This is a genomic window from Bradyrhizobium sp. ISRA430 (assembly GCF_029909975.1).
In the GTDB taxonomy this organism is placed as follows: domain Bacteria; phylum Pseudomonadota; class Alphaproteobacteria; order Rhizobiales; family Xanthobacteraceae; genus Bradyrhizobium.
In genome coordinates, this window is the sequence record NZ_CP094516.1 from 5,914,500 (window position 1) to 5,940,871 (window position 26,372).

Annotated in this window: 22 protein-coding genes; 12 read left to right on the forward strand and 10 right to left on the reverse strand. The window is 64.0% G+C overall.

The features are described 5' to 3' along the window. Positions 1 to 15 precede the first annotated feature (15 nt). From MTX21_RS28055 to MTX21_RS28070, 4 genes are all read left to right on the forward strand, one after another. Positions 16 to 1,221: an ABC transporter substrate-binding protein gene (locus MTX21_RS28055; protein WP_280967883.1), complete on the forward strand. Its 1,206-nt coding sequence runs from the start codon at positions 16 to 18 to the stop codon at positions 1,219 to 1,221. A gap of 193 nt (positions 1,222 to 1,414) precedes the next feature. Continuing rightward, complete coding sequence (locus MTX21_RS28060; RefSeq protein ID WP_280967884.1) at positions 1,415 to 2,206, forward strand: enoyl-CoA hydratase; 792 nt, start codon at positions 1,415 to 1,417, stop codon at positions 2,204 to 2,206. Between the two features lie 2 nt (positions 2,207 to 2,208). Continuing rightward, positions 2,209 to 2,970, forward strand: coding sequence for a hypothetical protein (locus MTX21_RS28065; RefSeq protein ID WP_280967885.1), 762 nt, complete (start codon positions 2,209 to 2,211; stop codon positions 2,968 to 2,970). 270 nt (positions 2,971 to 3,240) lie between these two features. Further along, on the forward strand, positions 3,241 to 5,355 hold the full coding sequence (locus MTX21_RS28070) for an acetate--CoA ligase family protein (protein ID WP_280967886.1): 2,115 nt from the start codon (positions 3,241 to 3,243) through the stop codon (positions 5,353 to 5,355). Positions 5,356 to 5,404: 49 nt separating this feature from the next. Here the strand turns inward: MTX21_RS28070 and gtdA are convergent, their stop codons facing one another. Then, a complete protein-coding gene (gene gtdA, locus MTX21_RS28075; RefSeq protein ID WP_280967887.1) occupies positions 5,405 to 6,445 on the reverse strand; it encodes a gentisate 1,2-dioxygenase in 1,041 nt (346 codons plus the stop codon). 145 nt (positions 6,446 to 6,590) lie between these two features. On the opposite strand from gtdA, the gene maiA reads away from it, so the two are divergent. Then, positions 6,591 to 7,223 (forward strand): maleylacetoacetate isomerase, encoded by a 633-nt coding sequence (gene maiA / locus MTX21_RS28080; protein WP_280967888.1) that lies wholly within the window; start codon positions 6,591 to 6,593, stop codon positions 7,221 to 7,223. After that, on the forward strand, positions 7,213 to 7,725 hold the full coding sequence (locus tag MTX21_RS28085; RefSeq protein ID WP_280967889.1) for a MarR family transcriptional regulator: 513 nt from the start codon (positions 7,213 to 7,215) through the stop codon (positions 7,723 to 7,725). The genes maiA and MTX21_RS28085 overlap by 11 nt, the downstream gene beginning before the upstream one ends. 172 nt (positions 7,726 to 7,897) lie before the next feature. Here MTX21_RS28085 and MTX21_RS28090 read toward each other — a convergent pair whose 3' ends face one another. The 4 genes from MTX21_RS28090 to MTX21_RS28105 all read right to left on the reverse strand — a co-directional run bounded on the left by MTX21_RS28090 (position 7,898) and on the right by MTX21_RS28105 (position 12,907). Next, positions 7,898 to 9,511: a benzoate-CoA ligase family protein gene (locus MTX21_RS28090; protein WP_280967890.1), complete on the reverse strand. Its 1,614-nt coding sequence runs from the start codon at positions 9,509 to 9,511 to the stop codon at positions 7,898 to 7,900. Further along, positions 9,508 to 10,647: an FAD-dependent monooxygenase gene (locus tag MTX21_RS28095; protein WP_280967891.1), complete on the reverse strand. Its 1,140-nt coding sequence runs from the start codon at positions 10,645 to 10,647 to the stop codon at positions 9,508 to 9,510. The genes MTX21_RS28090 and MTX21_RS28095 overlap by 4 nt, the downstream gene beginning before the upstream one ends. Positions 10,648 to 10,907: 260 nt before the next feature. Next, the gene (locus MTX21_RS28100; RefSeq protein ID WP_280967892.1) at positions 10,908 to 11,741 is read right to left on the reverse strand and encodes a cysteine rich repeat-containing protein; all 834 of its coding nucleotides are present in this window, start codon (positions 11,739 to 11,741) and stop codon (positions 10,908 to 10,910) included. A 164-nt stretch (positions 11,742 to 11,905) separates the two neighbouring features. After that, positions 11,906 to 12,907 carry an NADP-dependent oxidoreductase gene (locus MTX21_RS28105; RefSeq protein ID WP_280967893.1) on the reverse strand — a complete coding sequence of 334 codons (1,002 nt, stop codon included), beginning with the start codon at positions 12,905 to 12,907 and terminating at the stop codon, positions 11,906 to 11,908. A 209-nt stretch (positions 12,908 to 13,116) separates the two neighbouring features. On the opposite strand from MTX21_RS28105, the gene MTX21_RS28110 reads away from it, so the two are divergent. Continuing rightward, positions 13,117 to 14,412, forward strand: coding sequence for a dicarboxylate/amino acid:cation symporter (locus tag MTX21_RS28110; RefSeq protein WP_280967894.1), 1,296 nt, complete (start codon positions 13,117 to 13,119; stop codon positions 14,410 to 14,412). A 12-nt stretch (positions 14,413 to 14,424) separates the two neighbouring features. After that, the gene (locus tag MTX21_RS28115) at positions 14,425 to 15,348 is read left to right on the forward strand and encodes an amino acid ABC transporter substrate-binding protein (RefSeq protein ID WP_280967895.1); all 924 of its coding nucleotides are present in this window, start codon (positions 14,425 to 14,427) and stop codon (positions 15,346 to 15,348) included. A 94-nt stretch (positions 15,349 to 15,442) separates the two neighbouring features. On the opposite strand, the gene MTX21_RS28120 is transcribed toward MTX21_RS28115, so the two are convergent. Next, on the reverse strand, positions 15,443 to 16,375 hold the full coding sequence (locus MTX21_RS28120; RefSeq protein WP_280967896.1) for a RimK-like protein: 933 nt from the start codon (positions 16,373 to 16,375) through the stop codon (positions 15,443 to 15,445). Positions 16,376 to 16,742: 367 nt separating this feature from the next. On the opposite strand from MTX21_RS28120, the gene MTX21_RS28125 reads away from it, so the two are divergent. The 3 genes from MTX21_RS28125 to MTX21_RS28135 all read left to right on the forward strand — a co-directional run bounded on the left by MTX21_RS28125 (position 16,743) and on the right by MTX21_RS28135 (position 20,034). Beyond that, positions 16,743 to 17,516 (forward strand): ferredoxin--NADP reductase, encoded by a 774-nt coding sequence (locus MTX21_RS28125; protein WP_280967897.1) that lies wholly within the window; start codon positions 16,743 to 16,745, stop codon positions 17,514 to 17,516. Positions 17,517 to 18,063: 547 nt separating this feature from the next. Continuing rightward, a complete protein-coding gene (locus tag MTX21_RS28130; RefSeq protein ID WP_280967898.1) occupies positions 18,064 to 19,689 on the forward strand; it encodes an FMN-binding glutamate synthase family protein in 1,626 nt (541 codons plus the stop codon). 105 nt (positions 19,690 to 19,794) lie between these two features. Further along, on the forward strand, positions 19,795 to 20,034 hold the full coding sequence (locus MTX21_RS28135) for a PilZ domain-containing protein (RefSeq protein ID WP_280967899.1): 240 nt from the start codon (positions 19,795 to 19,797) through the stop codon (positions 20,032 to 20,034). Between the two features lie 129 nt (positions 20,035 to 20,163). Here the strand turns inward: MTX21_RS28135 and MTX21_RS28140 are convergent, their stop codons facing one another. The 4 genes from MTX21_RS28140 to MTX21_RS28155 all read right to left on the reverse strand — a co-directional run bounded on the left by MTX21_RS28140 (position 20,164) and on the right by MTX21_RS28155 (position 25,181). Continuing rightward, complete coding sequence (locus MTX21_RS28140) at positions 20,164 to 21,459, reverse strand: hemolysin family protein (protein WP_280967900.1); 1,296 nt, start codon at positions 21,457 to 21,459, stop codon at positions 20,164 to 20,166. Positions 21,460 to 21,602: 143 nt separating this feature from the next. Next, entirely contained in the window at positions 21,603 to 23,579 is a 1,977-nt protein-coding gene (locus MTX21_RS28145; RefSeq protein ID WP_280967901.1) for a carbohydrate porin, read from the reverse strand. Between the two features lie 393 nt (positions 23,580 to 23,972). Beyond that, positions 23,973 to 24,236 (reverse strand): hypothetical protein, encoded by a 264-nt coding sequence (locus tag MTX21_RS28150; RefSeq protein ID WP_280967902.1) that lies wholly within the window; start codon positions 24,234 to 24,236, stop codon positions 23,973 to 23,975. A 138-nt stretch (positions 24,237 to 24,374) separates the two neighbouring features. Beyond that, positions 24,375 to 25,181, reverse strand: a complete 807-nt coding sequence (locus MTX21_RS28155) for a creatininase family protein (protein ID WP_280967903.1) — start codon at positions 25,179 to 25,181, stop codon at positions 24,375 to 24,377. Positions 25,182 to 25,349: 168 nt separating this feature from the next. Here MTX21_RS28155 and MTX21_RS28160 point away from each other — a divergent pair, with 168 nt between their 5' ends. Next, positions 25,350 to 26,372 (forward strand): ABC transporter substrate-binding protein, encoded by a 1,023-nt coding sequence (locus tag MTX21_RS28160; RefSeq protein ID WP_280967904.1) that lies wholly within the window; start codon positions 25,350 to 25,352, stop codon positions 26,370 to 26,372.

Genomic DNA, 26,372 nt, shown 5'->3' on the forward strand with positions numbered 1-26,372 from the left:
CAAGGGAGGATTTTGATGAAGCGAATTTTGTCCGGCATTTTTGCGGCCGCATTTGCCGTGAGCGCGAGCGCCGCGCAGGCCCAGGACAAGCCGCCGCTCAAGATCGGCGGCATCCTCGACATGTCAAGCCTGTATGCGGACATCACCGGTCCCGGCAGCGAGACCGCGGCCAAGATGGCGGTGGAAGATTTTGGCGGCGAGGTGCTGGGCCGCAAGATCCAGGTGCTGGCGGCCGACCATCTCAACAAGGCCGACCTTGCCGCCAACATCGCCCGCGACATGCTCGACAACCAGGGCGTCGAGATGATCTATGACGTCGCGGCCTCCGCAACCGCGCTCGCCGCCGGCGAGATCGCGAAAGCGCGCAACAAGATCATCATCTTCAACGGTCCCGGTTCGATCCGCCTTACCAACGAGGCCTGCGGCCCCTACACCGTGCATTATGTGTTCGACACGTACGCTCAGGCTAATGTGACGGGCCTCGCCGCCGTGAAATCGGGCCTCGATACGTGGTTCTTTCTCACCGCCGATTACGCCTTCGGCCAGGATCTGGAAAAGGACACCAGCAATGTCGTGACCAAGACCGGCGGCAAGGTGCTTGGCAATGTCCGCCATCCGCTCAACACGTCGGACTTCTCCTCCTTCCTGCTGCAGGCGCAGGCCTCCAAGGCCAAGGTGATCGGGCTGGCGAATGCCGGCGGCGATACGGTCAACGCCATCAAGCAGGCGGCCGAGTTCGGCATCACCAAGGGCGGTCAAAAGATCTCGCCGCTGCTCGCCTTCGTCACCGATATCGATTCCATCGGACTGGAGACGGCGCAGGGCCTGCTGCTGGCAGAGGCCTTCTATTGGGACCTCAACGACGACACGCGCGCGTTTTCGAAGCGCTTCCAGGAGCGTGTGAAGCGGCCGCCGACCTCGGCGCAGGCCGGCGTCTATTCGTCCGTCACGCATTACCTGAAAGCCGTGAAGGCGGCCGGCACGACGGACTCCGCGGCCGTCATGAAGGTGATGAAGGAGACGCCGATCAACGACTTCTTTGCCAAGAACGGCAAGATTCGCGAGGACGGCCGCATGACCCACGACATGTATCTGTTCGAGGTGAAGAAGCCGTCGGAATCCAAGGGCCGCTGGGACGACTACAAGCTGCTCGCTACCGTGCCCGGCAACGAGGCGTTCCAGTCGCTGGAGCAGTCGCGCTGCCCGCTGGTAAAGAAGTGACGCGAAGCATCATTCCGGGGCGCTCGCGCCAAGGGGCGCGCCCCGCAATGACGGAACCGGCACCGTCATTGCGAGGAGCGTAGCGACGAAGCAATCCAGAATCTTTCCGCGGATGCATATCTGGATTGCTTCGCCGCGCTCGCAATGACGGTGTGGACATGGTCCGATCAAACAACAACAAGGGAAACGTTCCATGAGCAACGACATGGTCCTGCAAAAGCTCGAAGGCGGACTGCTCACCATCACCATGAACCGCCCCGAGCGCAAAAACGCGCTCAACCCGGACATGGTGCGCGGCCTGGTCGAAGCCGCGCGGCGCGCGGCTGACGATCCGGAGGTGCGCGCGGTGCTGTTCAAGGGCGCCGGCGGCAGCTTCTGTGTCGGTGGCGACGTCAAGTCGATGGCGGAGGGACGCGCGCCGCTGCCGTTCGAGACCAAGCTCGCCAACCTGCGCCGCGGCATGGAAGTTTCGCGCATCCTGCATCAGATGCCAAAGCCCGTGGTGGCGCAGCTCGACGGTGCTGCGGCCGGCGCCGGTCTTTCGATGGCGCTGTCCTGCGATCTGCGCGTCGCCTCCGAGTCCTGCAAGATCACGACCGCCTTCGCCAAGGTCGGCTTCTCGGGCGACTACGGCGGCACCTATTTCCTGACCCAGCTTCTCGGCGGCGCGCGGGCCCGCGAGCTTTATCTGACGTCGCCGGTGCTGAGTGCCAGGGAGGCGCATGCGATCGGCCTGGTGACCAAGGTCGTGCCGGATGCCGAGATCGATGCCGCAGCGCACGAGCTCGCGCTGTCGCTGGCGCAGGGACCGTCGATCGCACTCGGCTACATCAAGCGCAATATCAACAATGCCGAGCATCTGGCGCTGGAGGATTGCTTCGACGGCGAGGCGATCCATCACACCCGCTGCGGCGACACTGAGGATCACAAGGAGGCCGCCAGGGCCTTCGTCGAGAAGCGCAAGCCTGCGTTCAAGGGCGCGTGACGATGGCGGCCTATATGCGGCTCCGGCAGATCTGCCTGGTCGCGCCGCAGCTCGGGCCGGTGATCTCCGATATCGCCGCGATCATGGGCCTCGCCGTCTGCTATCGCGATGGCAATGTCGCAAAATACGGCTTGGAGAATGCGTTGCTCCCGGTCGATACGATCCTGCTCGAGGTGGTGGCACCGTTCAGGGACGGCACCGCGGCCGGCCGCTTCATCGCGAAAACCGCCGGCCGCGGCGGCTACATGGCGATCTTCTGCTGCAACGATCCGGACGAGCGCGGCCGCAATGCGAATGCCATGGGCGTGCGCACGGCGAACGTGATCGATCACGCGCCCTATCATGGCGTGCAGCTCCACCCGCGCGACTGCCGCGCCGCCTTCATCGAGTTCAACCACACCGAAGGCAGCGACGACATCTTGGGTCCGTATCCGCCGGCGGGACCGGATTGGCAGAAGTTCATTCGCAAGGATGTGACGCGGGCGCTGACGGGCGTGGAGATGCAGAGCCCGGATCCGCAAAGTCTGGCCGAACATTGGGGCAAGATCGTCGGCGTCGCACCTGGCAAGGCTGAGGGGGGCGTAGATGAGTTGACGCTGCCCAATGCCAGCTTCCGTTTCGTGAGGGGCGCAGGCGAGATCATGAGCGCGCTGGAGTTTCGCGTCAGCGACGTCGCAAGCGTGCTTCATGCTGCCAAGACGAAGGGACACGCGGTGGCGGGCAATGAGTTTCTGCTGGGCGGGGTGACGTTCCGCGTCAGTTGATCCCTTGATCGTAACCCGTCACGCTGCGAGGATGCGAAACTTTGGCTGCCGCTTCAGACCTGAATTGAAAGAGCTACGTCGCGGCCTAAACTCCGTCATTGCGAGCGCAGCGTAGCAATCCAGACATGAATCCGCGGACAGATTCCTGGATTGCTTCGCTGCGCTCGCAATGACGATGTGGGAACGCGAGCCGCAAACAACTCGCATCTCAGGATGACGGATTGAGCTGAGTGCGGAAGGGCTCACAAAAACAAGAAGGGGAAATGCCACATGCCGCATCCGCTCGATAGCTTCTTCGCGCCGGCAAGCATCGCGCTGATCGGGGCTTCGCGCGATCATGAGAAGATACCGGGGCGGCTGCTCGCGATGCTGCGCAAGAACGAGTATCCCGGAAAGATCTATCCGGTGAACCCGAACTACGCCGAGATCGACGGGCTCGCCTGCTACAAATCGATCGCCGAGGTCGGTGCGCCGATCGATCTTGCAATCATCATCATTCCCGCCCGCGCAGTGCTCGCCGCGCTCGAGCAATGCGCTAGCGCCGGCGTGAAGAATGCGGTCATCATCTCCTCGGGCTTTGCCGAGGAGGGCGGCGACAGCGCCGCGATGCAGGACGCGATCGCGGCCTTGGCCAAGCGCACCGGCATGCGGATTTCCGGTCCGAACGCCGAGGGCTTTTTCAGCCAGGTGCAGCGGGTGGCGGCGACCTTCAGCCCGGCAGTCGACGTCAAGCCGGGCGTCGTTCCGCTCGTTGCCACGCAAAAGCGGATCGGCATCGTCGCACAGAGCGGCGGCGTCGGCTTTGCCTACTATCACCGCGCCAAGGCGCTCGGCGTTGCCGTAAGCTATGTCGTCAGCGCCGGCAACGAATCCGATCTCGGCGCCGGCGAGTTCCTGGACTACCTGGTGCAGGATGCCTCGACCGACGTGATCCTGCTGTTCATCGAGGGCATCCGCGACGTCGACAAATTCCTTGCCGCCGCGCGTCGCGCCGCGGAGATGAAAAAGCCGGTCATCGTCACCAAGGTCGGCCGCTCCGGCGCGGGGATGCGTGCGGCCGCCTCGCACACCGCCAGCATGGCCGGCTGGTCGGCGGCCTATGATGCGGTGTTCGCCAGATACGGTTTCATCGTCTCCAACGATCTCGACGAGGCCCTGACCATCGCGGCGGTGCTTGCAAGCAACCCGCTGCCGAAGGGCGATCGCGTCGCGGTCGTCACCGTCTCCGGCGGCGCCGGCATCTGGGGCGCGGATGCAGTGGCTTTGCACGGCTTGCAAGTGCCTGAGCTCTCCGAGTCCATCCAGGCCGGGATCAGGGCGCTGATGCCATCCTACGGCACTGCGCGCAACCCGATCGACGTCACCGCGCAGGGCGTGACTTCAGGCGGTCTTCAAAAGAGCGTCGATCTGCTCACGGCCTCAGCCGAGGTCGACGCGATCCTGGTCGTGCTGTCGCTGTCGAGCGAGGTGCGGATGCCGTTCAAGGAAGCTGAGCTGAAGCCCGTGCTAACCGCGCAGCACAAGCCGGTGGTGTTTTATTCATACACGCTGCCGTCGGACTTCGCCCGGCGCGAGCTTGCGAAATCCGGCGCGGTCGTGCTCTCCGGCCTCACCCATGTCGGGGTCGCGATGCGGCAACTCGTCGATCATGCCCGCTTCAGGCTGCCGAAGCCTGCGGATGAGATGCGGCTGCCGGCGCGCGATCTCTCCGTGCATTTGAAATCGCCGGTTCTGTCCGAAGCCGACAGCAAGGCGCTGCTCCGTGCCGCGGGAATTGAGCTGCCGGATGAGGTGCTGGTGAGCGACAAGGTTGCGCTCGACCAGGCGATCGCGCGCGTCGGCTTCCCGCTGGTGATGAAGATTCAGTCGCCTGATATCGCGCACAAGAGCGAGGTCGGCGGCGTGCGGGTCAACATCACGACCAAGGGCGAAGTATTCCTGGCGTTCGAGGCGCTGCTCGGCAATGCGCGCAAGCACCGACCCGAAGCCGAGATTCAGGGCGTGCTGGTCGGGCCGATGGCGAAGAAGGGTATCGAGATCATCGTCGGCACGATGACGGACAAGACGTTCGGTCCGATGGTGATGGTAGGGCTCGGCGGCATCACCACCGCGCTGTTCCGCGACATCGTCTATCGCCCGGCGCCGGTGAGCGCGGAGGAGGCCGGCGCGATGCTGGCGAGCCTGAAGGCCGCACCGCTCCTGAATGGCTTTCGCGGAGCGGCAAAGGCAGATGTCGCGGCACTGGCGCAGCTCATTGCCGACGTCTCCGTGCTCGCGGCGCGACATGCGAACGAGATAGCGGAGCTCGAGCTCAACCCGGTGCTCGTGCACGCCGAGGGGCAGGGCGTGACGATCGTCGATGCGCTGGTGGTGGGGTGGAAGTAGCTAGCCAAGCGCGTCGGGACGACACCGAATGTGACATCGGGGGCCCGCCTCACGCATTCCCGCGGTCCTCGCGGAACAGGTCGAGCTTTTGCTGCACGGGGCGGTCGGAGAAGCTGAACAGCACTGCGTCGGCGTCGGCCTCGTGCGTGACCCAGTGCCAGCTCGGCACGACGAACAGGTCGCGCGGGCCCCATTCGAACGTCGCCTCGCCGATGCGGGTGCGGCCGCGCCCTTCGATCGGACAGAACACGGTGGCATCGGTCGATCGGTAGCGCGCGGTCTTGAATCCCCTTGGCAGGAGCTGGATGAAGGTGCCGATGGTCGGCATCGCGAAATCGCCAGTCTCGGGATTGCTGAACTTCAGCTTCAGGCCGTGGCAGGCGTCCCACTCTTCGCGCGTCTTGGCCTTTTCCAGCGCGTCGCGAGTGTAGGCATAGGGATAGCTGAAGATCGGCGAGGTCTTCGAATTCCGCTTCAGGTCGACCGGCAGGAGATTGTGGCCATAGCGCGCAAAGCTGTCGCCGGCGGGTTTCGTGATCTTCTGCTGGTCTTCGTTCGAGCCTTCGGCAAAGGAGCAGTCGAAGAACTGCACCAGCGGGATGTCGAGGCCGTCGAGCCAGAACATCGGCTCGCTGGTCTCGTTGGAATGGTCGTGCCAGGTCATCGACGGCGTGATGATGAAGTCGCCGGGCTCCATCGCGGTGCGCTCTCCGTCGACTGCGGTGTGGGCGCCCTTGCCCTCGAGCACGAAGCGCAGCGCCGACTGGCTGTGGCGGTGGGCCGGCGCGACGTCGCCGGGCACCACCATCTGCACGCCGGCATAGAGCGACGTCGTGATCTTCGACTGGCCGCGCAGGCCGGGATTTTCCAGGACCAGCACGCGCCGCTCGGCTTCCTTCGCGGTGATCAGCTTGCCGGCCTCGGTCATGTAGTCGCGGATGACATCGAACTTCCAGAGGTGCGGCCGGCAGGCGCTCTTCGGCTCCGGCGTGATCAGGTCGCTCATCACAGTCCAGAGCGCGGTGAGATTTTCGCCGTCGATCTTCCGGTAAAACGCCTCGCGTTCCGGCGTCTTGGTCACGGCTTCCATGGCGCGCCTCCTGTCGTTCTTGTCTAGATTGACAGCATACTGACAATCTTTGTAGCGTCAATGGCGCCTATATAGCAGTGTCATTCCGGGTTCTCGCTTCGCGAGTCCCCGAATGATGAACGGGAAAATTCATGGGAGGGTTCCGATGAAGCTGCACGGCTATTTCCGCTCCAGCGCGGCCTATCGGGTGCGGATCGCGCTGAACCTGAAGGGGCTCGGAGCCGAGCATCTGCCGCATCATTTGCGCAAGGGCGAGCAATGCGCGCCCGCCTATCTCGCCGTCAACCCGCAGGGCCTGGTACCGGCGTTGGAGAACGATACGGGCGCGGTGCTGACCCAGTCGGTCGCCATCATCGAATGGCTAGAGGAGACCCATCCGAACCCGCCGCTGCTGCCGAAGGATCCGCTGCAACGCGCCAAGGTGCGGGCGTTCGCGCTGGCGATCGCCTGCGACACCCATCCGGTCCAGAACCTGAAGGTGCTGGTGCGGCTGCGCGAGCTCGGCCTGCCTGAGGAGAAGGTCCAGGAATGGGCCGCCTGGGTCAACCGCGAAGGGCTGTCGGCCTGCGAAACGCTGATCAAGGACGAGTCGGGTCCGTTCTGTTTCGGCAATGCGCCGACGCTCGCCGATCTCTGCCTCGTGCCGCAGCTCGGCAATGCGCGCCGCTTCGGCGTCGACGTCTCGGCCTATCCGCGCCTGCTCAAGGCGGAAGCCGCGGCGAAGGCGCTGCCGGCGTTCGCCAATGCCGCGCCGGAGAAGCAGCCCGATGCCGAGTAAGCCCGCCCCTCCGATCACGATGGACGCGGTCTATGCCGCGCCGGGCTATCTGTTCCGGCGCATGCAACAGATCGCGGTCTCGATATTCATGGAGGAGTGCCGAAGCTTTGACCTCACGCCGGTGCAATATGCGGCGCTGATCGCGATTCACACCCACCCCGGCATCGATGCGACGCGGCTGTCGGCGGTGATCGCCTTCGACCGCTCCACGCTCGGCAGCGTGATCGAGCGGCTTCAGGCCAAGGACTACATCGAGCGCAAGCCGGCGCCCGAGGACAAGCGGATCAAGCTGCTCTACCTGACCAAGCCCGGCGCCGCGATCCTGCGCGACATCATCCCCGCCGTCGAGCGCGCCCAGGCGCGCATGCTGGAGCCGCTGAAGCCCGCCGACCGCAAGGCGCTGATGGCGCTCCTGGTGCAGCTCGTCGATCTGAACAACGAGGCGTCACGCGTGCCGTTGCGGGCTGAGGATGCGCTTGAGCATTTGGGGAAGTCGGGGTGAGGGGACGCTGTCGCAACAATAATGGTCGTCATTCCCCGCGAAAGCGGGGAATCCAGTACGCCGCGGCTTTTCCGTATTCGTTACCGCCTCTGGAATACTGGATCGCCCGCCCCAGTGCGCAATTGCGCACAAGGCGGGCGATGACACTGAGAAAATTGATGAGGCCGCTACCTCACATCCTCAGCAACGCCTGCCGGTCGATCTTCCCCGTGCCCGTCTTCGGCAGTTCGTCGATGAAGATCACCTCGCGCGGATATTTGTACGGCAGCAGCTTGCCCTTGACGTAGTCCTGCAGCCTGCGTGTCGCCTCGCTCTGATCGGCGGCGCGGTTGTTCATCACCACCACCGCCTTCAGCGTCATGCGGCGGTCGGGCAGCTCAGTTGCGAACACCGCGCATTCGCGAATGTCGGGGTGATCGGCCAGGCACAGCTCGACCTCGAGCGGATAGACCCACTGGCCGGAGATCTTAACGAGGTCGTCGGCGCGGCCGCGGAAGAAGTGGAAGCCGTCGGAATCGCGCACGAAGCGGTCGCCGGTGTAGATCCAGCCGCCTTCGCGGATGGTCTCGGCGGATTTGTCCGGCCGGTTCCAGTACAGCGGCGTGTTGGAATCGCCGCGTACCCACAAGATGCCTTCCTCGTTGTCGCCGACGTCGTGGCCGTCCTTGTCCTTCAGCGCGACCTCGTAGCCGGGCACGCGCAAGCCCGCGGCGCCGAGCTTCTTCTGCCCCTCGCGGTTGGAGAGATAGATGTGCAGCACCTCGGTCGAGCCGAGCCCTTCGACGATCTCGAGGCCGGTGAGCTTCTTCCAGCCGTTGAAGACTTCGGCCGAGAGCACCTCGGCTGCGGAGAGCGCCATGCGCAGCGACGAAAAATTCGTTTTGTCTGCCTCCTCCGCCTTCGTCAGTGACGTGTAGAGCGTCGGCAGACCGAAAAATACCGTCGGCTTGTGTTGTTCGATCGCCGCGAAGATCGCCCCGGGCTTCGGCTGGCCGGGCAGGAGCAGCGTTGCCGCGCCGGCCGAGAACGGGAAGGTGATGGAGTTGCCGAAGCCGTAAGCGAAGAAGATCTTTGGTACCGAGAAGCAGATGTCGCCGGGCGTCAGTCTCAACACGTTCTGCGCAAAGGCGAGCTCGCTATAGGCCATGTCGTGCTGGAGATGCACGATGCCTTTGGGGCGACCGGTCGAACCGGACGAATACATCCAGAACGCCATCTCGTTGCGATGCGTTGCGGTTTCCGCGAGCTCGGCCGGGAACTGCGCGAGCCAGCCTGCAGCCGCGATTGCTTCCGGCGCGGCGTGGTCACGCACCTCGCCATTGACGACGATCAGCGTGCGCAGGGCGGTGTCCTTGCACGCCTCGGCGTTGAAGCGCGATGCGAATTCGGCGTCCGCCACCGCAATGCTCGCGCCGGAATCGGCGAGATAGAACTGCAGCAGGTCCGGCGGCGTCAGCGTGTTGATCAGCAGCGGCACGAAGCCGGCGCGCACCGCGCCGAAAAAGGCGGCCGGATAGGCCGGCGTGTCGTCGAGGAACATGAGCACGCGATCGCCGCGCTGCAGCCCCAGCGAGGCGAAGCCGTTGCCCCACTGGCCAGCTTCGGCACAGAGCTCGGCATAGGTGCGCGTGCCGGCCGGCCCGACCAGCGCGATGCTGTCGCCGCGTCCCTTGGCAAGATTATCGAACAACACGCGGCTCGCATTATAGGTTTGCGGAACGGCAAAGCCGATCTCGCGCGCGCCCGGACCGTCGGCGGGCACCTGGTCACGGATCTCGCTGCTCATGTCGCACCTCCGCCGTTCTTGGCGGCCTCATATTGCGTCATGAAGGCCGGCGACATCGCGCGAAGCCGGGCATCGTCGATGCGCCCGGACCGGGTGATGTAGCTGTAGGCAAAATCCATCAGGTCGAGATTCATATGGTCGGCGAAATGCTCGTACCAGCCGGCCGAGGTGCGGGCGGCATTGACCAGCTTCTGCACGACCGGCTTGCGTTCGGCCTGATAGCGATGCAGCGCGGTGGCCAGATGCGCATCCGATTCCAGCGCCTTCACCAGCGCAATGGCGTCCTCGATCGCGAGCCGCGTGCCGGAGCCGATCGAGAAATGCGCCGAGTGCAGGGCATCGCCGATCAGCACCATGTTCTTGAACGACCAGTGCTCGTTCCACACCCAGGGGAAATTGCGCCAGACCGACTTGTTGGAGACCAGGCAATGGCCGCCGAGCGTATCCGCAAAGACCTCCTCGCAGATCCCTTTGGATTGCTCGACATCCTTGTAGGCGAAACCGTAGGCCTGCCAAGTCGCATGGTCGCATTCGACCAGGAAAGTGCTCATGCTCGGCGAATAGCGATAGTGGTGGGCATTGAAGGCGCCGCGGTCGGTCTTCACGAAGGTCTGCGACAGCGTGTCGAAGCGCTTCGAGGTCCCGTACCAGACGAACTTGTTGGAGGAGTAGGACAGCGAGGTGCCGAAATCGCCCTCGAAGGCGCGACGCACCAGCGAGTTCAGGCCGTCGGCGGCCACGATCAGATCGTGGCCGTTGAGCTGGTCGATCGCATGAACTGGCGTGTCGAAGCGTGATGTAACGCCGACATCGAGCGCGCGCTGCTGCAGGAACTTCAACAGCTCGAGCCGCCCGATCGAGGAGAAGCCGACGCCGTCGATGGCGACGCTGTCGCCTTGCAGGTTCAGCGTGATGTTCTCCCAGCTCTCCATGTGCGGCGCGATTGCATCGACGGTCTCGGGGTCGTCGGCACGCAGGAATTCCAGCGCCTGTTCGGAGAACACGACGCCAAAGCCCCAGGTCGCGTCGGCCGGGTTCTGTTCGAACAGGTCGACCTGATCCTCGGGGTGACGCTTTTTCCAGAGATAGGCGAAGTAGAGCCCTCCGGGCCCTCCGCCGATCACGGCGATCCGCAACGTCTGCCTCCCTAATTGACAGTATACTTACTATCTCAGGGTAGACTAATGTGCTCCGGCCTCCCGCGCCAGAGGAATTATCGGCAAGGCATGGCGCCCGGAACACGATCCGGTCGCGCGTTTGACGCGATTTCCGAAACCGTCATCCGGCGAGCATAGCCAAACGGCGGTGGCTTGGCCACCCGGCCGTCAGACGCAGCGCTGCACCCGGATCCCTCACACGCCGCCAGATGTGGCTGCGCACGCTGTCCCGCGCGGTTCTATCGTGCCGCGAACGGCGCGAGCACCTCCTTGCACGCGGGCGACAGCCCTGCCGCATTGGATGCAAGGCACTGCGCGATGCGGCCGCCGCCCGGCGCGACGCCGGCACACAGCGTGCGGATGTCGCCGCCGCATGCCGACCGCACGATCAACAGCTCTTCGCGCGGCCGCAACGGCCGCAGCACGATCACGGTCGGCGCCGCGGCAGGCGTCGCCGCAGCGGCAGGAGCCGCCCCTGCCGACGCAGCCGCCGCGCCGCCGGATGCAGCGTTCATGGCCTTCGCGCAGGCCGGCGACACCTTGGCCTTGTTTTTCTCCAGGCATTCGAGCGCCGCCGCGCCGCCCGGCGGCACGCTGGCGCAGACCTTGGGATAGTCGGCACGGCAGGCGCTCTTGATTGCCGCGACCTGCGCACTGCTCGGTTGCGTTGGCGCGGCGGCTTTGGGAGCGGCTGCGGCGGCCGGCTTGGCCGCGGGTGCAGCGGGGGGCGCCGCCTCGGTCTTCGCTGGTTCGGACTTTGCCGGCTCAGATTTGGGCGGCGCAGCTTCGCTCTTGGGTTCAGTGTTCGGCGCGGCCGCGGGCTCGATCGCGCGCACCGCGCTCTGGCAGGCCGACGACAGGCTCGACATGTTCTTGCTGAGGCATTGCAGCGCTTCGGCGCCGCCCGGCGTGACGCTCGAGCAATGGGCCTGATAGTCGGCCCGGCATGCGGAGCGGATCGCGCTCTTCTGGGCATCCGTCGGCGCCTGCGCGAAGCTTGGTGCCGCAACTGCGAGGAGAGCCGTCGCCAGCAACGCACGGCGCGTTGCGAGATGCTTGCTTGTCTTGAACATCTGCAAAATCCTGCCCTGTCGGTGGAGCGCGCGGCGTTCTGCTCAAGGCTCCCAAAAATTAATGCGATCGCAATCGTCGCGAGTGATACCTCGCGAGCCGCATCATTGGCCGCTTTGACTTCTACCGCAAGTAGATTGTGCCCGCCGAAAGTGACGTGACGACGTCAGAGCTTGACCATGCGCTTGCCGCGGTTCTCACCCGCAAGCAATCCGATCAGCGCCATCGGCGTGTTCTCCAGCCCATCGATGATATCCTCCTGGACTTTCAGCCTGCCGGATTTGACCCAGGCCTGGAGATCGGCCAGCGCGCGGTCGCGCTGCTCCATGAAGTCCATCACGATGAAGCCTTGCATGACGAGCCGCTTCACCACGATCAACCCGGGCACGCCGCGCGGGCCGTGCGCGGAGGGCACGCCGTCATATTGCGAGATCGCTCCGCAGCAGGCGATGCGGCCGTAATTGTTCATCTGCGGCAGGCAGGCTTCGAGAATGTCGCCGCCGACATTGTCGAAATAGACGTCGATGCCTTTGGGGGCGGCGGCGCGCAGCGCCTTGAACACCGCGTCGTCCTTGTAGTCGACGGCGGCATCGAAGCCGAGCTCGGAGGTCAGCCAGTTGCACTTGTCGGTGCCGCCGGCGATGCCGATCACGCGGCAGCCCCTGATCTTGGCGATCTGGCCGACGATCGAGCCGACCGAGCCTGCAGCCGCCGAGACCACGATGGTCTCGCCTTCCTTTGGCTTGCCGATCTCGAGCAGGCCGAAATAGGCGGTGAGGCCGGCGATGCCGAACACACTGAGCAGATGCGTGAGCGGTTCGAGCTTCGGCATTTTCGTGAGATGCTTTGCCGGCACCGCAGCATAGTCCTGCCAGCCGGTGTCGCCGAACACGATGTCGCCCGGCGCGAGCCCCGGCGCCTTTGCACCCACGACCTCGGCGATGGCGCCGCCGGCCATGACGCTGTTCGCCTCGACCGCGGAGCGGTAGGTCGCGCCATGCATCCAGGCGCGGTTCGCGGCGTCGAGCGAGATGTATCGCACGCGCAGCAAGGCCTCGCCGTCCTTCGGCTCCGGCACCGCGCTCTCCACCATCTTGAAATGTTCGGGACCAAGCTTGCCGCTCGGCTTTTCCACCAGAAGTATCTGGCGATTGACGTTTGCGCTCATGGCGTTCCCTCTGTGATTGTCTGGCGATTATTGGTGCAGCCGCCGCAAAGAAAAGGTGCAGGCCGCATTCGTTGTGCGCTGCATGAAGGCTAGAGCGCGGACTTCCGTTTCGCAACGGGAACATTCATGCGCCGCGATGCACGCTAAGCGTGTTGCCTAGTTGTCGTATCTGCGACATCATGAAGCGCCGGTGTACGTAGGGGTAAGCAATGTCGAACAGGTTTACGCAATACATCCTGGCCGCGATGGTGCTGGGCATCGTGATGGGTTCGGCGATCTACAACTTCCTGCCCGATACGCGCGCCGATTGGGCCTCGTCGATCAACCTGATCGCCATGATGTTCCTGCGCCTGATCAAGATGATCATCGCGCCGCTGGTGTTCGCGACCCTGGTCGGCGGCATCGCCCATATGGGCTCAGGAGCCAAGCTCGGACGCATCTTCGCCAAGACCATGGGCTGGTTCGTCAGCGCCTCCTTCGTGTCGCTGATGCTGGGCCTCGTCATGGTCAACCTGCTCCAGCCGGGCGCGAACTTCCCCGGCACGCTGCCGGACAGGGCGCAGTCGACCGGTCTGCCGGTCTCGGCGTTCTCGATCGAGAAATTTCTGACCCATCTGATCCCGACCTCGATCGCTGACGCGATGGCGCAGAACGAGATTCTCCAGATCGTGATCTTCGCCGTGTTCTTCTCGGTGGCGATGGGTGCGATGCCCGAGCGCTCCAAGCCGATCCTCGCGCTGATCGACGATCTCGGCCACATCATGCTCAAGGTCACGAGCTACGTGATGCTGTTCGCGCCGCTCGCGGTCTGGGCTGCGATCACGGCGACGGTGGCCAAGAACGGCCTCCTGGTGCTCTGGAAGCTCGTCGTCTTCATGGGTGGCTTCTATCTCTCGTTGATGATCCTGTGGGCCATCCTGGTCATCGTGGGCTTCATCGTGATCGGGCCGCGCTACAGTCATCTGCTGAAGCTGATCCGCGAGCCGTTGATGATCGCCTTCTCGACCGCGAGCTCGGAAGCGGCTTACCCGAAGACGCTGGAAGGGCTCAACCGCTTCGGCGCTTCGTCGCGGATCTCGAGCTTCGTGTTGCCGCTCGGCTATTCCTTCAATCTCGACGGCACGATGATGTACTGCACCTTCGCCAGCATCTTCATCGCGCAGAGCTATCACATCGACATGCCGCTCGGCACGCAGCTCGCGATGCTGGCGACCTTGATGATCACCTCGAAGGGCGTAGCCGGCGTGCCGCGCGCTTCCCTCGTGGTGATCGCCTCGACGCTGGCGCAGTTCAACATCCCCGAGGCGGGCCTGTTGATGATCATGGGTATCGACACCTTCCTCGACATGGGCCGCAGCGCCACCAACGTGATCGGCAACACGCTCGCGACCTCGGTGGTGGCGAAGTGGGAGGGAGAACTCGGGCCCGAGCACGCGATGGAACCGGACGATGCCGTGCCGGGCGACATGGTGCCCGGCGAAGTGCCCGCGATGGCCGGCCATTGATGGGAGTGCGTCATGCGCCCTTCAATGGCGATTGCGGGTGGCGGTTTGTTGCTGGCGGCGTGTCTGCTGGCAACCGGCGCCTCGGGGCAGAGCGGCGGCAGCGAAGGGCTTAGCCCGACGCTGTCGGCCATCAAGAATGCGCATACCGTGCGGCTCGGCTACCGCGAGAGCTCGCCGCCGTTCTCCTTCCTCGACCAGGCCAACCGGCCGATCGGCTACAGCCTCGAGCTGTGCGAGGCCATCGTGGAGGAGATCGGCATCGAGGTCGACGATCCCAATCTCGGAATCGAGTACGTCAAGGTCACCTCCGACGACCGCATCGACGCCGTACTCCAGAACAAGATCGACCTGGAATGCGGCTCGACCACGGCCAATGCCGAGCGCGGCAGGCGCGTCGCCTTCTCGCCTTTGATGTTCGTCGCCGGCACCAAGCTGATGGTGCCGAAGGCCTCCAGCGTCGCCGCCGTCACCGACCTGAAGGGCAAGACCGTGGTGGTGACCAAGGGCACCACCAACGAGCAAGCCATGCATGCGGCCGACAAGAAGTTCTCGCTCGGGCTGAATATCATCACGGCAGACGATCACGAGCAGTCGTACCAGATGCTCGCCGAGGGCAAGGCGGACGCTTTCGCGACCGACGACATCCTGCTCTACGGCCTGATCGTGCGCCACAAGGCGCAGGACAAGTTCCGCGTCACCGGCGACTACCTGTCCTATGATCCCTACGGCATCATGTTTCGCAAGGGCGAGCCGCAGCTCTCCGCCGTGGTGGAGCGTACCTTCCGCAAGCTCGGCTCAAACCACGACCTGGTCCCGCTCTACAACAAATGGTTCACCGCACGGCTTCCCACCGGCGAGCGGCTGAACGTGCCGATCTCGCTGCAGCTCGAAGAGGCGTTCAAGGCGATGGACGACTCGCCGAGCGCGAATAATTAGCGGGATTTGCGCTGAGACGAACGGGCCGCAATCTCGCTGCTGTCCCTTCTCCCCTCACAAGGGGAGAGGGTGCAGCGCGCTTTGCTGCATCAATTCAATCACCGCTCTCCCCAAACACCCGATCCAGCGCCGCACCGTAGGTCGCCTGCACGAGGTCCGGATACAGCTTCGCCAGCGCTTCCATCATCACGCCGGAGTTGATCTCCAGCACCTGCCAGGCACCATCGGCGCGGACGACGTCGATCGATGCGAAGGCGATGCCGATGGCGCTTGCGGCGTCGATTGCGAGCTTCACGCAGGCTGAGCGAACGTCGCCGTCGCCGACCAGCACCGGCCGCGCGCCGATGTCGAGATTGTGCCGCCAGGTGAGGACGCGCCGCTCGCCCTGGGGCACGATCGCATCCAGCGCCTGTGCTTCGCGTTCGCCGAGACACCGGCCGTGTCCCGCCGCGTTCGCCAGTTCGCGCAATGTGTGCACGCCGTCGCCGACGACCGACGGACGCTCCTTGCGGTAGACGATCAGCGGCCTGTCATCGAGCAGGATGACGCGGACCTCCTCCTCGATTTCGACGTAGGGGGAGATCACGAGGCCGAGGCTGGACGAGAAGATCTCGCTGACGGCGCGATCGAGTTCGTCGGGGTTCGTTGCCTTGAACACGAGGCGTCCCGAGGTGCCCTCATTGGGCTTCACCACCACGCCTTGCGGGGTCTGCGCAAGCAGCGCGCGCATCGCCTCGCGCCAGGCGGCCCCGGCGACATGTTCGCCCATGCTGGGATTGAGGAAGAGGTGATGGGCAATGCAGGGCACGCTGCTAAGCGCCAGCACCTCAGCGGTCGCGGATTTGTCGTTGGCAAGGCGATGCGCGATGGCGCTGTTGAGGCCGATATCATAGCCGAAGGCGAAGTGGCGCCTCTCGCCTCGGCGCATCGCGATCAGCCATCCACCGGGGCGGACATCGACCGCGATGTCGTTAAGGGCGCAGTAGCGCCTGATCGCCTGGACGAAGATCCGCTCGCCGCCTGTCATGTCGCGTTCCACCTGCCGAACACCGCAAAAATGCGGGAAAGGGCGCCAAACGCGAGCGAAAATCAGAGCTATTCTTAATGAAATTCTCGCGAGCGAAATGGAAATTATCTGCTGCCCGGAAGGTCCTTTGAGCAAAGAAATTGCCGCAATGCACCTATCCAGAGGAAATCGTTAATTTTCCTGTCAAATCAACGGTCAATGCCGATTTGACCTGCGTCAATTGCAGCCGGAACGAGGTTGATTATTGGCCTCAATGGCGTAGATCACACACGCGAAATCCTCCGCCATGGCAAGTGGTGTTCGTCTCGTTGTCAGAGGCCGGGTAACGCTTTTGTCCAAAGCCGCAAATATTCGGAATATCGAAAAAATGAGCGCGTTTTACCGAGAGAAGGTTCTTTCCGTCCGCCACTGGACCGATACGCTGTTCAGCTTCCGTGCCACCCGCGATTCCGGCTTCCGCTTCCAGAACGGCCAGTTCGCGATGATCGGGCTTGAGGTCGATGGCCGCCCGCTGCTGCGCGCCTACAGCATGGCGAGCGCTAATCACGAAGAAGAGCTCGAGTTCTTCTCGATCAAGGTCCAGGACGGCCCGCTGACCTCGCGCCTGCAGAAGATCAAGGAAGGCGATACCATTCTGGTCGGCCGCAAGGCGACCGGCACGCTCGTTACCGACAACCTCATCCCCGGCAAGCGGCTCCTGCTGCTGTCGACCGGCACCGGGCTTGCGCCGTTCGCCAGCCTGATCAAGGACCCCGACGTTTACGACCAGTTCGAGACCATCGTGCTGGTGCATGGCTGCCGCCAGGTCTCCGAGCTGTCCTATGGCGAGCAGCTCGTCGCCAGCCTGCGTGACGACGAACTGTTCGGGCCGCTGCTCTCCGAGAAGCTCGTTTACTACCCGACCGTGACCCGCGAGCCGTTCCGCAATCGCGGCCGCATCACCGACCTCATCAACTCCGAGCAGCTCTTCAACGACATCGACCAGTCGCCGCTCGACATCGCCACCGACCGCATCATGATGTGCGGCAGCCCCGCGATGCTGGAGGAGCTGCGCAACATGTTCGAAGGCCGCAGCTTCGTCGAAGGCTCGGGCAGCGCGCCCGGTCATTTCGTGATCGAGAAGGCGTTCGTGGAGCGCTGATCGCCGCTGGCGATGATCTTCGATCCGTTGCAGTCGTCGATTTGAGGCGTTGCCACCCAAACGTCGTCGTCCCGGAAGCGCAGATCCGGGACCCATAGCCCCAGGGTGCAGTTTGGCGAAGACCAGTAACCACTAGTTTCGCGCCCCAACTTCTCCCTGGGGTTATGGGTCCCGGCCTTCGCCGGGAAGACGCTGGAGTCCGGGGACCGATTTCTCGGCGCATCTCGAGCACTCGCTTCACTCTCCGCCAATCTCCCGCACCCACCTCCATCCCTCGACTTTGTTTTTGGCGGCCTTCGCGCGGGCCTTGCTATAGGCTCGCTCCAAAGTCTGGAGGCGATGCCGCATGGTCGCTGACCTGTCGTCTGTTGCACCGCAAAAGACCCTGCCCATCGGATGGATTGATTTGCGCCGGCCACCGGCCGCGTCATATCCGTAGACGGGACAATGGCGTAGTGTGTCCCGCCATTCTGGATAAGAGGGTGTCGCCGTGCCCATCGATGACAAAATGCAGAGGTCGCCCAAGCCCGCGATGGACGAGGGGATTATGGAAACTCTGCTGCTTCCCTTCTCGCCGCGCTTCATCGTCCTGACGATCTGCGCGGTCGTCACCGCGCTCCTGATCGGCATCGGCCTCGCCGACCGCAAGATCTTCGACATCCTGCTGATACCAATCCTGATGTTCGGCGCGCTGACGCTGCTCGGCGTCCGCGATCTCATGCAGAAGAGCCACGCGGTCCTGCGCAACTATCCCATCTCGGCCCACATACGCTTCCTGCTCGAAGAGATACGTCCCGAGATGCGGCAGTATTTCTTCGAGAGCGAGAAGGATGGCATGCCGTTCTCGCGCGATACCCGTGCGGTGGTCTATCAGCGCGCCAAGATGGAGCTCGACAAGCGTCCGTTCGGTACCCAGGAGGACGTTTACCGCGAGGGCTATGAGTGGATGCATCACTCGGTCTCGCCGAAGGCGCGTGCGGAGGACAAATTCCGCATCACCATCGGCGGTCCCGATTGCAAGAAGCCCTATTCGGCGTCGGTCTTCAACATTTCCGCGATGAGCTTCGGCGCGCTCAGCCCGAACGCCGTACGTGCGCTGAACGCCGGCGCGAAGAAGGGCGGCTTCGCGCATGACACCGGGGAGGGCGGCTTCAGTCCCTATCACCGCGAGATGGGCGGCGACATCATCTGGGAGATCGGCTCGGGCTATTTCGGCTGCCGTCATTCCGACGGCAGCTTCGATCCGGAGGCGTTCGCGCGCGTGTCGAGCGAGGACCAGATCAAGATGGTCGAGCTCAAGATCAGCCAGGGCGCCAAGCCCGGCCATGGCGGTGTGCTGCCGGCGGCCAAGGTCTCGGAGGAGATTTCAAAGATCCGGGGCGTCAAGATGGGCGAGGACTGCATCTCGCCGGCCTCGCACCGCGCCTTCTCCACGCCGGTTGGCATGATGCAATTCATAGCGGAGATGCGCAGACTGTCCGGCGGCAAGCCGGCCGGCTTCAAGCTGTGCATCGGTCACCCCTGGGAGTTCCTGGCGATCTGCAAGGCGATGCTGGAGACCGGCATCTACCCCGACTTCATCGTCGTCGACGGCAATGAGGGCGGCACCGGTGCAGCGCCCCTGGAATTCATGGATCATCTCGGCATGCCGATGCGGGAGGGCGTCAATTTCGTCCACAACGCGCTGGTCGGCATCAATGCGCGCGACCGCATCAAGATCGGCGCGTCCGGCAAGATCGCCACCGCCTTCGACATGGCGCGAGCAATGGCGATCGGCGCCGACTGGTGCAATTCGGCGCGCGGCTTCATGTTCTCGCTCGGCTGCATCCAATCGCTGAGCTGCCATACCGACCGCTGCCCGACCGGCGTGGCGACGCAGGATCCGACGCGGGCGCGCGCGCTCTATGTGCCGCTCAAGATCGACCGCGTGCACAATTATCACCACGCGACGCTGCACTCGCTGGCCGAGCTGATCGCGGCCGCTGGTCTCGAGCATCCGCAGCAGCTCCGCCCGATCCACTTCACCCAGCGCAGCTCGACGACCGAGGTGAGGTCTTTCGCGCAGCTCTATCCGTCGCTGCGCCCGGGCGAACTGCTCGAAGGTACGGAAGATCCGCGCTTCCGCGACGCCTGGCGGATGGCACGGGCGGAGACCTTCCAACCGGTGCTATGAGGCGCCGGCCCACCGCAGGACAACGTGAGCTTTCGACCGGGTAAACTGGCCGCGAGCGGTGCGGAGGCTTAACGTTTAATTCAACTTTATATGTAGATTCGCCCCATGGACGAACGCCGCGACAAAACCAGGCATCGTGTGCTGAAGGCCGGAACGATCGAGTTCGGCGGCGGCGCGATCGACTGCACGGTGCGCAATCTGTCGGCGGCCGGCGCCGCGCTCGATGTCACGAGCCCGGTCGGCATCCCCGCGCATTTCACACTGGTCGTCCCGGCCGACGGCACGCACGTGCCCTGCCACGTCGTCTGGCGCAAGGAAAAGCGCATCGGCGTGAAGTTCGATTGAGGTTATTGGGATTTTGAGGGCTCGTCCCTCAAACTCAGTCGTCGTCCCGACGAAGGCCGGAACGACGAATGGAGAGTGAGGCAGCGCTTTACTCTACTCGTAGTGCGGACGGATCTCACCGCTCGCCACTCACGCCGCCGCCCGCGCGTCCCTCCGGCTCGCCAGAATCTTGTCGATCCTTCGGCCGTCGAGATCGACCACCTCGACATGCCAGTCGCCGAGGTCGAAGGCGTCGCCGACGTTCGGCAGCACGTTGAATTGTTGCAGCACGAGGCCTGCCACCGTGTTGTAGCGGTGCGGCGGCAGTTCGATGCCGAGGAGCTCCCCGAATTCGTCGACCGGCATCCAGCCGGAGATCAGGAGCGAGGAGTCCGGACGCTGGACGTAAGCCGGCTCCGGCGGGCCCTCCTCCGAATGAAAGGCGCCGACGATCGACTCCAGAATATCGGCTGCCGTCACCACGCCCTCGAAGGCACCGTACTCGTCATGCACGAGGCCGATATGCACCGGCGCCGCCTTCAGGATCGCGAGCACGTCGCGCGCGTCGGCGGAAGCCGGAATGATCGGCGTCTCGCGCACCAGCGCGCGCAAATCTGGCGTGCGCTCGCGCATATAGGCGACCAGCAAATCCTTGGCCTGGAGCACGCCGATCGGGTTGTCGCGGTCGCCGTCGGAGACGGGAAAGCGCGAATGCGGGCTTTTCGCGATGAACGCCTGGATCTCTTCCGGATCGTCGTTCAGATCGATCTCGTCGACCTCCGTGCGCGGCGTCATGACGGCGCCGACCGGCCGGTCGCCGAGCCGCATCACGCCGGCGATCATCTCCTTCTCGCCCGGCTCCAGCACGCCCGCGCTCTCGGCTTCGCTGACGAGGTGATGGATCTCGTCCTCCGATACCTTCTCCTCCGCCTTGCCGCCGCGGCCGAGCAGCGTGAGGATCAGCTTGCCGGAGAGATCGAGCAGGACGACAAGCGGCAGCGAGATCCTCGCCAACCAGTCCATGACGGGTGCGACCTTGACCGCGATGCTCTCGGGGTCGCGCAGCGCCACCTGTTTCGGCACAAGTTCGCCGACGATCAGGGTCGCATAGGTGATGAGGGTGACAACGATGCCGACGCCGACGATGTCGGCGATGCCGGGCGACAGGCCGAGCTCGACCAGCCATTGCGTCAGCCGCTGTCCGAGTGTTGCGCCCGAGAAGGCGCCGGACAGGACGCCCACCAGCGTGATGCCGATCTGCACCGTCGAGAGGAACTTGCCGGGATCGGCGGCCAGCGTCAGCGCCCGCTCGGCACCGCGCACGCCCTTGGCGGCTAGCAGCGAGAGCCGGGCAGGGCGGGACGAGACGACCGCCAACTCGGACATGGACAGCAGCCCGTTGATGACGATCAGGACGACGACGATGACGAGTTCGACAGAGAGCATAGTACGCAATGGGTTGGAATTCGGTCCGGCGCACGCCAGTCCGAACATCCAATATAGGCAATCACTGCGGGATTTGTCCGGTTCCGATCAAATTGCCGCACCCAGGCTATTGGACTGTTCCCGCCGATGCGGCCAGCGGCCGCTCAGAACTCCGCGTGCAGGCGGCCCGAGAAAATCGAGACCGGGCCACGGTCGGCGTTGTAGGCGGGATTGACGATGAGTTGGTAGTCGGCCGTCAGGGTGACGTTCTTGATCACCGAATAGGCGTAGTACGCTTCGAGGATGCGTTCGTGGCGGTAGTTGAGCTGTCCGTCGCCGATCAACAGACCCGTGCCGCCTGCGGCCAGGAAGTCGCGATGCGGGGCCGAGAGCCCATTGATGGCACCGCCGACGCCGACCGTGTCGTCCGGCCGTCCCCAGCGGCTGCCCTTGATCGAGACACCGCCGGAGAGGCTGCGATCGATGTCGGTGAAGGACAGGATCTGGTTCTGGCCGTCGTTCCAGCTTGCGCGGGCGAACAGTCCGACGTCCTTGACGATCTGCTGCTCGAGGTTGACGTAGAAGCCGTATTTGGGCCGGTTGCGCTGGGTCGCGGTGGCGATATCGTTGATGTCGAGCGCCGGATTGGCCGCGGCGAGGTCCAAAACTTCGCGATAGTTGGCGGTGTTGCCGCTGTTGGCAAAAACGCCGACGCGCAGCTTGCCGGGCTGTTCGAAGATCGCATGGCGCTCCTCGAACTCCACCACCGTGCCTCCCGTCTTGAAGGTGAGCACGTCGCTGTTGGGCGCGGCGGGCACCTGGAACAGGCCGGCGCGGATCGCCCAATCCTTGCGGTTGAGCTCGACCACGGCGCCGCGGGTATAACCGGGAAGATCGGCGGGGAAGTCATAGGCTCCCGACGCCCACATCGCCCAGTTCATGAAGTCGGCGCGAGGGTCCTTGGCGTATGAATTGCCGTCGAAGAAATCGCCGACGGCGAAGCGGCCGACGATCAGCGTGACGCGGTCGATGTCGCGCTTGCCCGCAAGCTGGTTCGGCGCGTCAGCGACCTCTTCCTGTTCGCCGCCGAGGCCGAAGGTCTGCTTCAAGTAGTAGCGTTGCGGCCGGATCTTCGGGAATGGCGCGCCAGCCTTCTGCGCTTCGCCGTTGGAGAAGCCGGCAAGGCCGAGCGTGCCGTTGAGGCCAAAACCCTGCGCCAGCTCTGGGTTGAAATAGAACTCGCCGCCGTCCCACAGCCGCGCGCCCAGGAAGGCCGTCGTCGTCCACGTCGCCTGCAATTGGCCGCTGCCGGGAAGGCTTTGCGGGCTGGCATAGGGTGAGTGGATCGGACCATAGCCCTGCGGCAGGAACGTCGTCTGCGCGTGGACATTCCAGACGCTGGATTCCGGCAGCTTCGTCTTGCCGTCGACGGATGGCATCCACGGCGTGTCGCCGAATTGATAGTTCAGGCCGAGCTTGAACAGGTGGATGCGCGGCTCGACGTTGAGGTTGCCGAAGCCGAAGCCACTCAGATCATAAGTACGACGAGACAAGTCGACATATTCGTACTCGGCCTTTGCGGTCCAGTTGCCGCTGACCGCGTATTCGAGACCAAGTCCGGCCGTCCACCCCGCCTGATAGTGTCCAGGGCGCGCGATGACGTTGCTGACAGGAGGATCGTTGATGTCGACATGGGTGTGTCCCCAGGCGAAGCCCCCGGTGACATAAGGCATCAAGCGGCCGAACGCGTAACCGATGCGGCCGCGCACAGTGCCGACATAGTCGATGGTGGTGTTAAAGGGTTGGGGGTCTCGCCCCTGCGCCGGCGTATCCAGCGGGCCGGGGAACGTGGCGTCCGCCTCGATGCCGAGAACGATATTGTTGGCGAGTTGGCGGTTATAGCCGAGCTGATAGCCGCCGCTCAGTCCCATCGCGCTGTGCGGCAGGATCAGACCCTGCTCCGGCAGCGGGTGGGTGCCGGGTCCGAAGCTCGCATCGCCATAGCCGAAGTGGCCGCCGACATAGAAGCCGGTCCAGTCGTAGAGGGTTTTGGCTGCTCGCGCTTTCAGCGGCAGATCAGCCGCAACACCAGCGGCAGGCAGGATCAGCACGCTGGAGGCGATGGTCGCGGCCGTCCGCAAGACCCGGTGTCGGTGACCTCTCAACGTCAAACGCACGTCCCCCAGACGCAAATGTGCCCCAACCGACGCGATATCACTGCCGATTCGCAGCGGTCCTGTCATCAGGTCTTGGTTGCTCAGCCGGCGAGATGATCCCGCCTCGACGCGATTTCTTCCCAAGTCCCTGCGCTTGTTGCGGACCTTATTGCGAATAATTCTTAATAGCAACTAGCGCGGAATGCCGCAGACGATGGTTCGCATCCCTGTGTGACGGGACTGCAACAAGTTCGCGAGGTCGAAAAATGGAAGACCCGCCCGGGGGGACAGCCGGGCGGGTCGGGAGGACGACACGGGGTGGATGAGGCGCCCGCGTCGAACGCAGGATCCACGTGAGATCGGCCTCAAGCCCTCAAATCAGTAGCAGGTGCGAACGCGGCCGACGTACTGGCCGTAGGCGTTGTACTGGGCGACCCAGCCGCAGCGGCGATAGCCGTAGTAATAGGGGTCATTGCTGGCGGCGATCGCGGAGCCGACGATGGCGGCGGTGGCGATACCGGCGCCGACACCCCAGCCCCAGCCGAGCGGCTTGGCTTCGGCCTGCGAGGTGGTGGACACGATGCTGCCGGCCACAGTGAGAGCAGCGAGCGTGACAGCGGCAATCCTGGTCTTGATCGACATTTGAAATCCATCCGGGTTGAGGCGGTCCGTCGTGGCCCGCGTGCCCAATTGGACGGAGGCTCGCCGCGCCGGGTTCGAAGCTGGCGGACGCGACCGGTGAGCCCACTACTTTCGCGAATGATTCCAGAAGGATGAGAGCTAGCCGAGCGGCCCCTTGGCGAGCCTGTTCACGTCGAAGTTATCGACCTCGGACAAGAGTTCGCAGAAGGCGCGGGCGCCCTCGTCGATCAGCAGTTCGCCCTTCTCGCGTGAGGCCAGTGTCGCGTTGCCGACGGCGCCGCTCGCGTTGAGATCCTGCGCCTGCCAGGCAAACGGCGCGGGCCGCTGCGTCGACAGCCAGCGATACTGCGTCTCCATCGCGATGCTGCTCGCGGGAAAATCCGCGATCGCATCCATGCACACCTGATCGGGATAGCGCGCCAGCATGATCGAGGTCTCGACCGCGCCGCCATGGATGCCGTGACGCACTTCCTGCGCCGGGAACAATTTGTCCGCGCCTGATAGCCGCGACCACGATGTCGTCACCACGAACAGCTTCTGATGCGCGCGAAGATCCTGCGCGACCAGCATCATTGCCGCGCTGTTGCCGCCATGGCTGGTGATGATGACGAGCTTCTTCACGCCGCGCCGCGCGACATCTTCGCCAAGTCCGGTCCAGGCCTTGAGCGCGACGTCGGTCGCCAGCGTCAACGTGCCCGGATAGTCGATATGTTCGGTGGAGATTCCGACCGGTTGTACGGGAAGAAAAGTGGCCGGAAGGTTCGCGGGCAACAGCTCGCGCACGCGCGCCAGATAAGCGTCCGCGATCAGCACGTCGGTCGCAAACGGCAAATGCGGGCCGTGCTGCTCGGTCGCCGCCAGCGGCAGCACCGCGATCCAGCGCGCAACCTCCGCCGGGCCAGCGTCGGCCCAGCGGATGTCGGTCCAGTCGCGGGGAGGCGTCATTGAGGTTTCTTTGCGCGAATTTGTCACGTAATTTGTACTACTCAAGGGGACGCGGGTCCGACAGCCAGCGTCCCCGAACTTCTTGCGGTTTTATCGCGTTGGTCTCACATGGGCTAGTCACTTGGGCTGGACGCAATCTGGGCTAGACGCGATCGACGGAGTGCAATCATGAGCCCCTCTCATCTGCGGCGAACGTTAACGGCGGGCTTGATCGCCGCGCTCGCGTCGGTCGTCCCGGCGCGCGCCGAGACCCTGGACAAGGTCTCCTTCGGCACCAACTGGGTTGCCGAGGCCGAGCATGGCGGCTTCTTCCAGGCGGTCGCCGACGGCACCTACAAGCGCTACGGGCTCGACGTCACCATCGTCCCGGGCGGGCCCAACGAGAACAACCGGATGCTGCTGATCGCCGGCAAGATCGATTTCTTCATGGCCGCGAACACGCTGATGTCGTTCGATGCCGTGACCAACAATGTCCCCGTGGTCACGATCGCCGCGATCTTCCAGAAGGATCCGCAGGTGATGCTGACGCAGCCGGATGCCAAGGTCGCAAAAATCGAGGACCTCAAGCCGCTGACGCTGTTCGTCTCCAAGGAGGGCATGACCAGCTACTTCCAGTGGCTGAAATCCGAATACGGCTTCAGCGAGAAGAACGTCCGACCCTACAATTTCAATCCGCAGCCCTTCATCGCGAACCCCAAGAGCGCGATGCAGGGCTACGTGACGTCCGAGCCCTTCGCGGTGGAGAAGGCGGCCGGCTTCAAGCCCAACGTGCTGCTGCTCGCCGATTACGGCTTCAACACCTATTCGACCCTGATCGAGACCCGCCGCGACATGGTCGAGAAGAAGCCTGATCTGGTGCAGCGCTTCGTCGATGCCTCCGTCGTCGGCTGGTACAATTACATCTACGGCGACAATTCCGCCGGCAATGCCATGATCAAGAAGCTCAATCCGGAGATGACGGACGAGCTGCTCGCCTACTCCGTCGCCAAGATGAAGGAATACGGCATCGTCGATTCCGGCGAGTCCCTGAAGAACGGAATCGGCGCGATGAGCGACGAACGCTACACCTCGTTCTTCGACAAGATGGTCAAGGCCGGCGTCGTGAAGCGCGATATCGACTATCGCAAATCCTACACGCTGCGTTTCGTCAACAAGGGCGTCGGCGTCGAGCTGCGCCCGAACAAGCCGTAA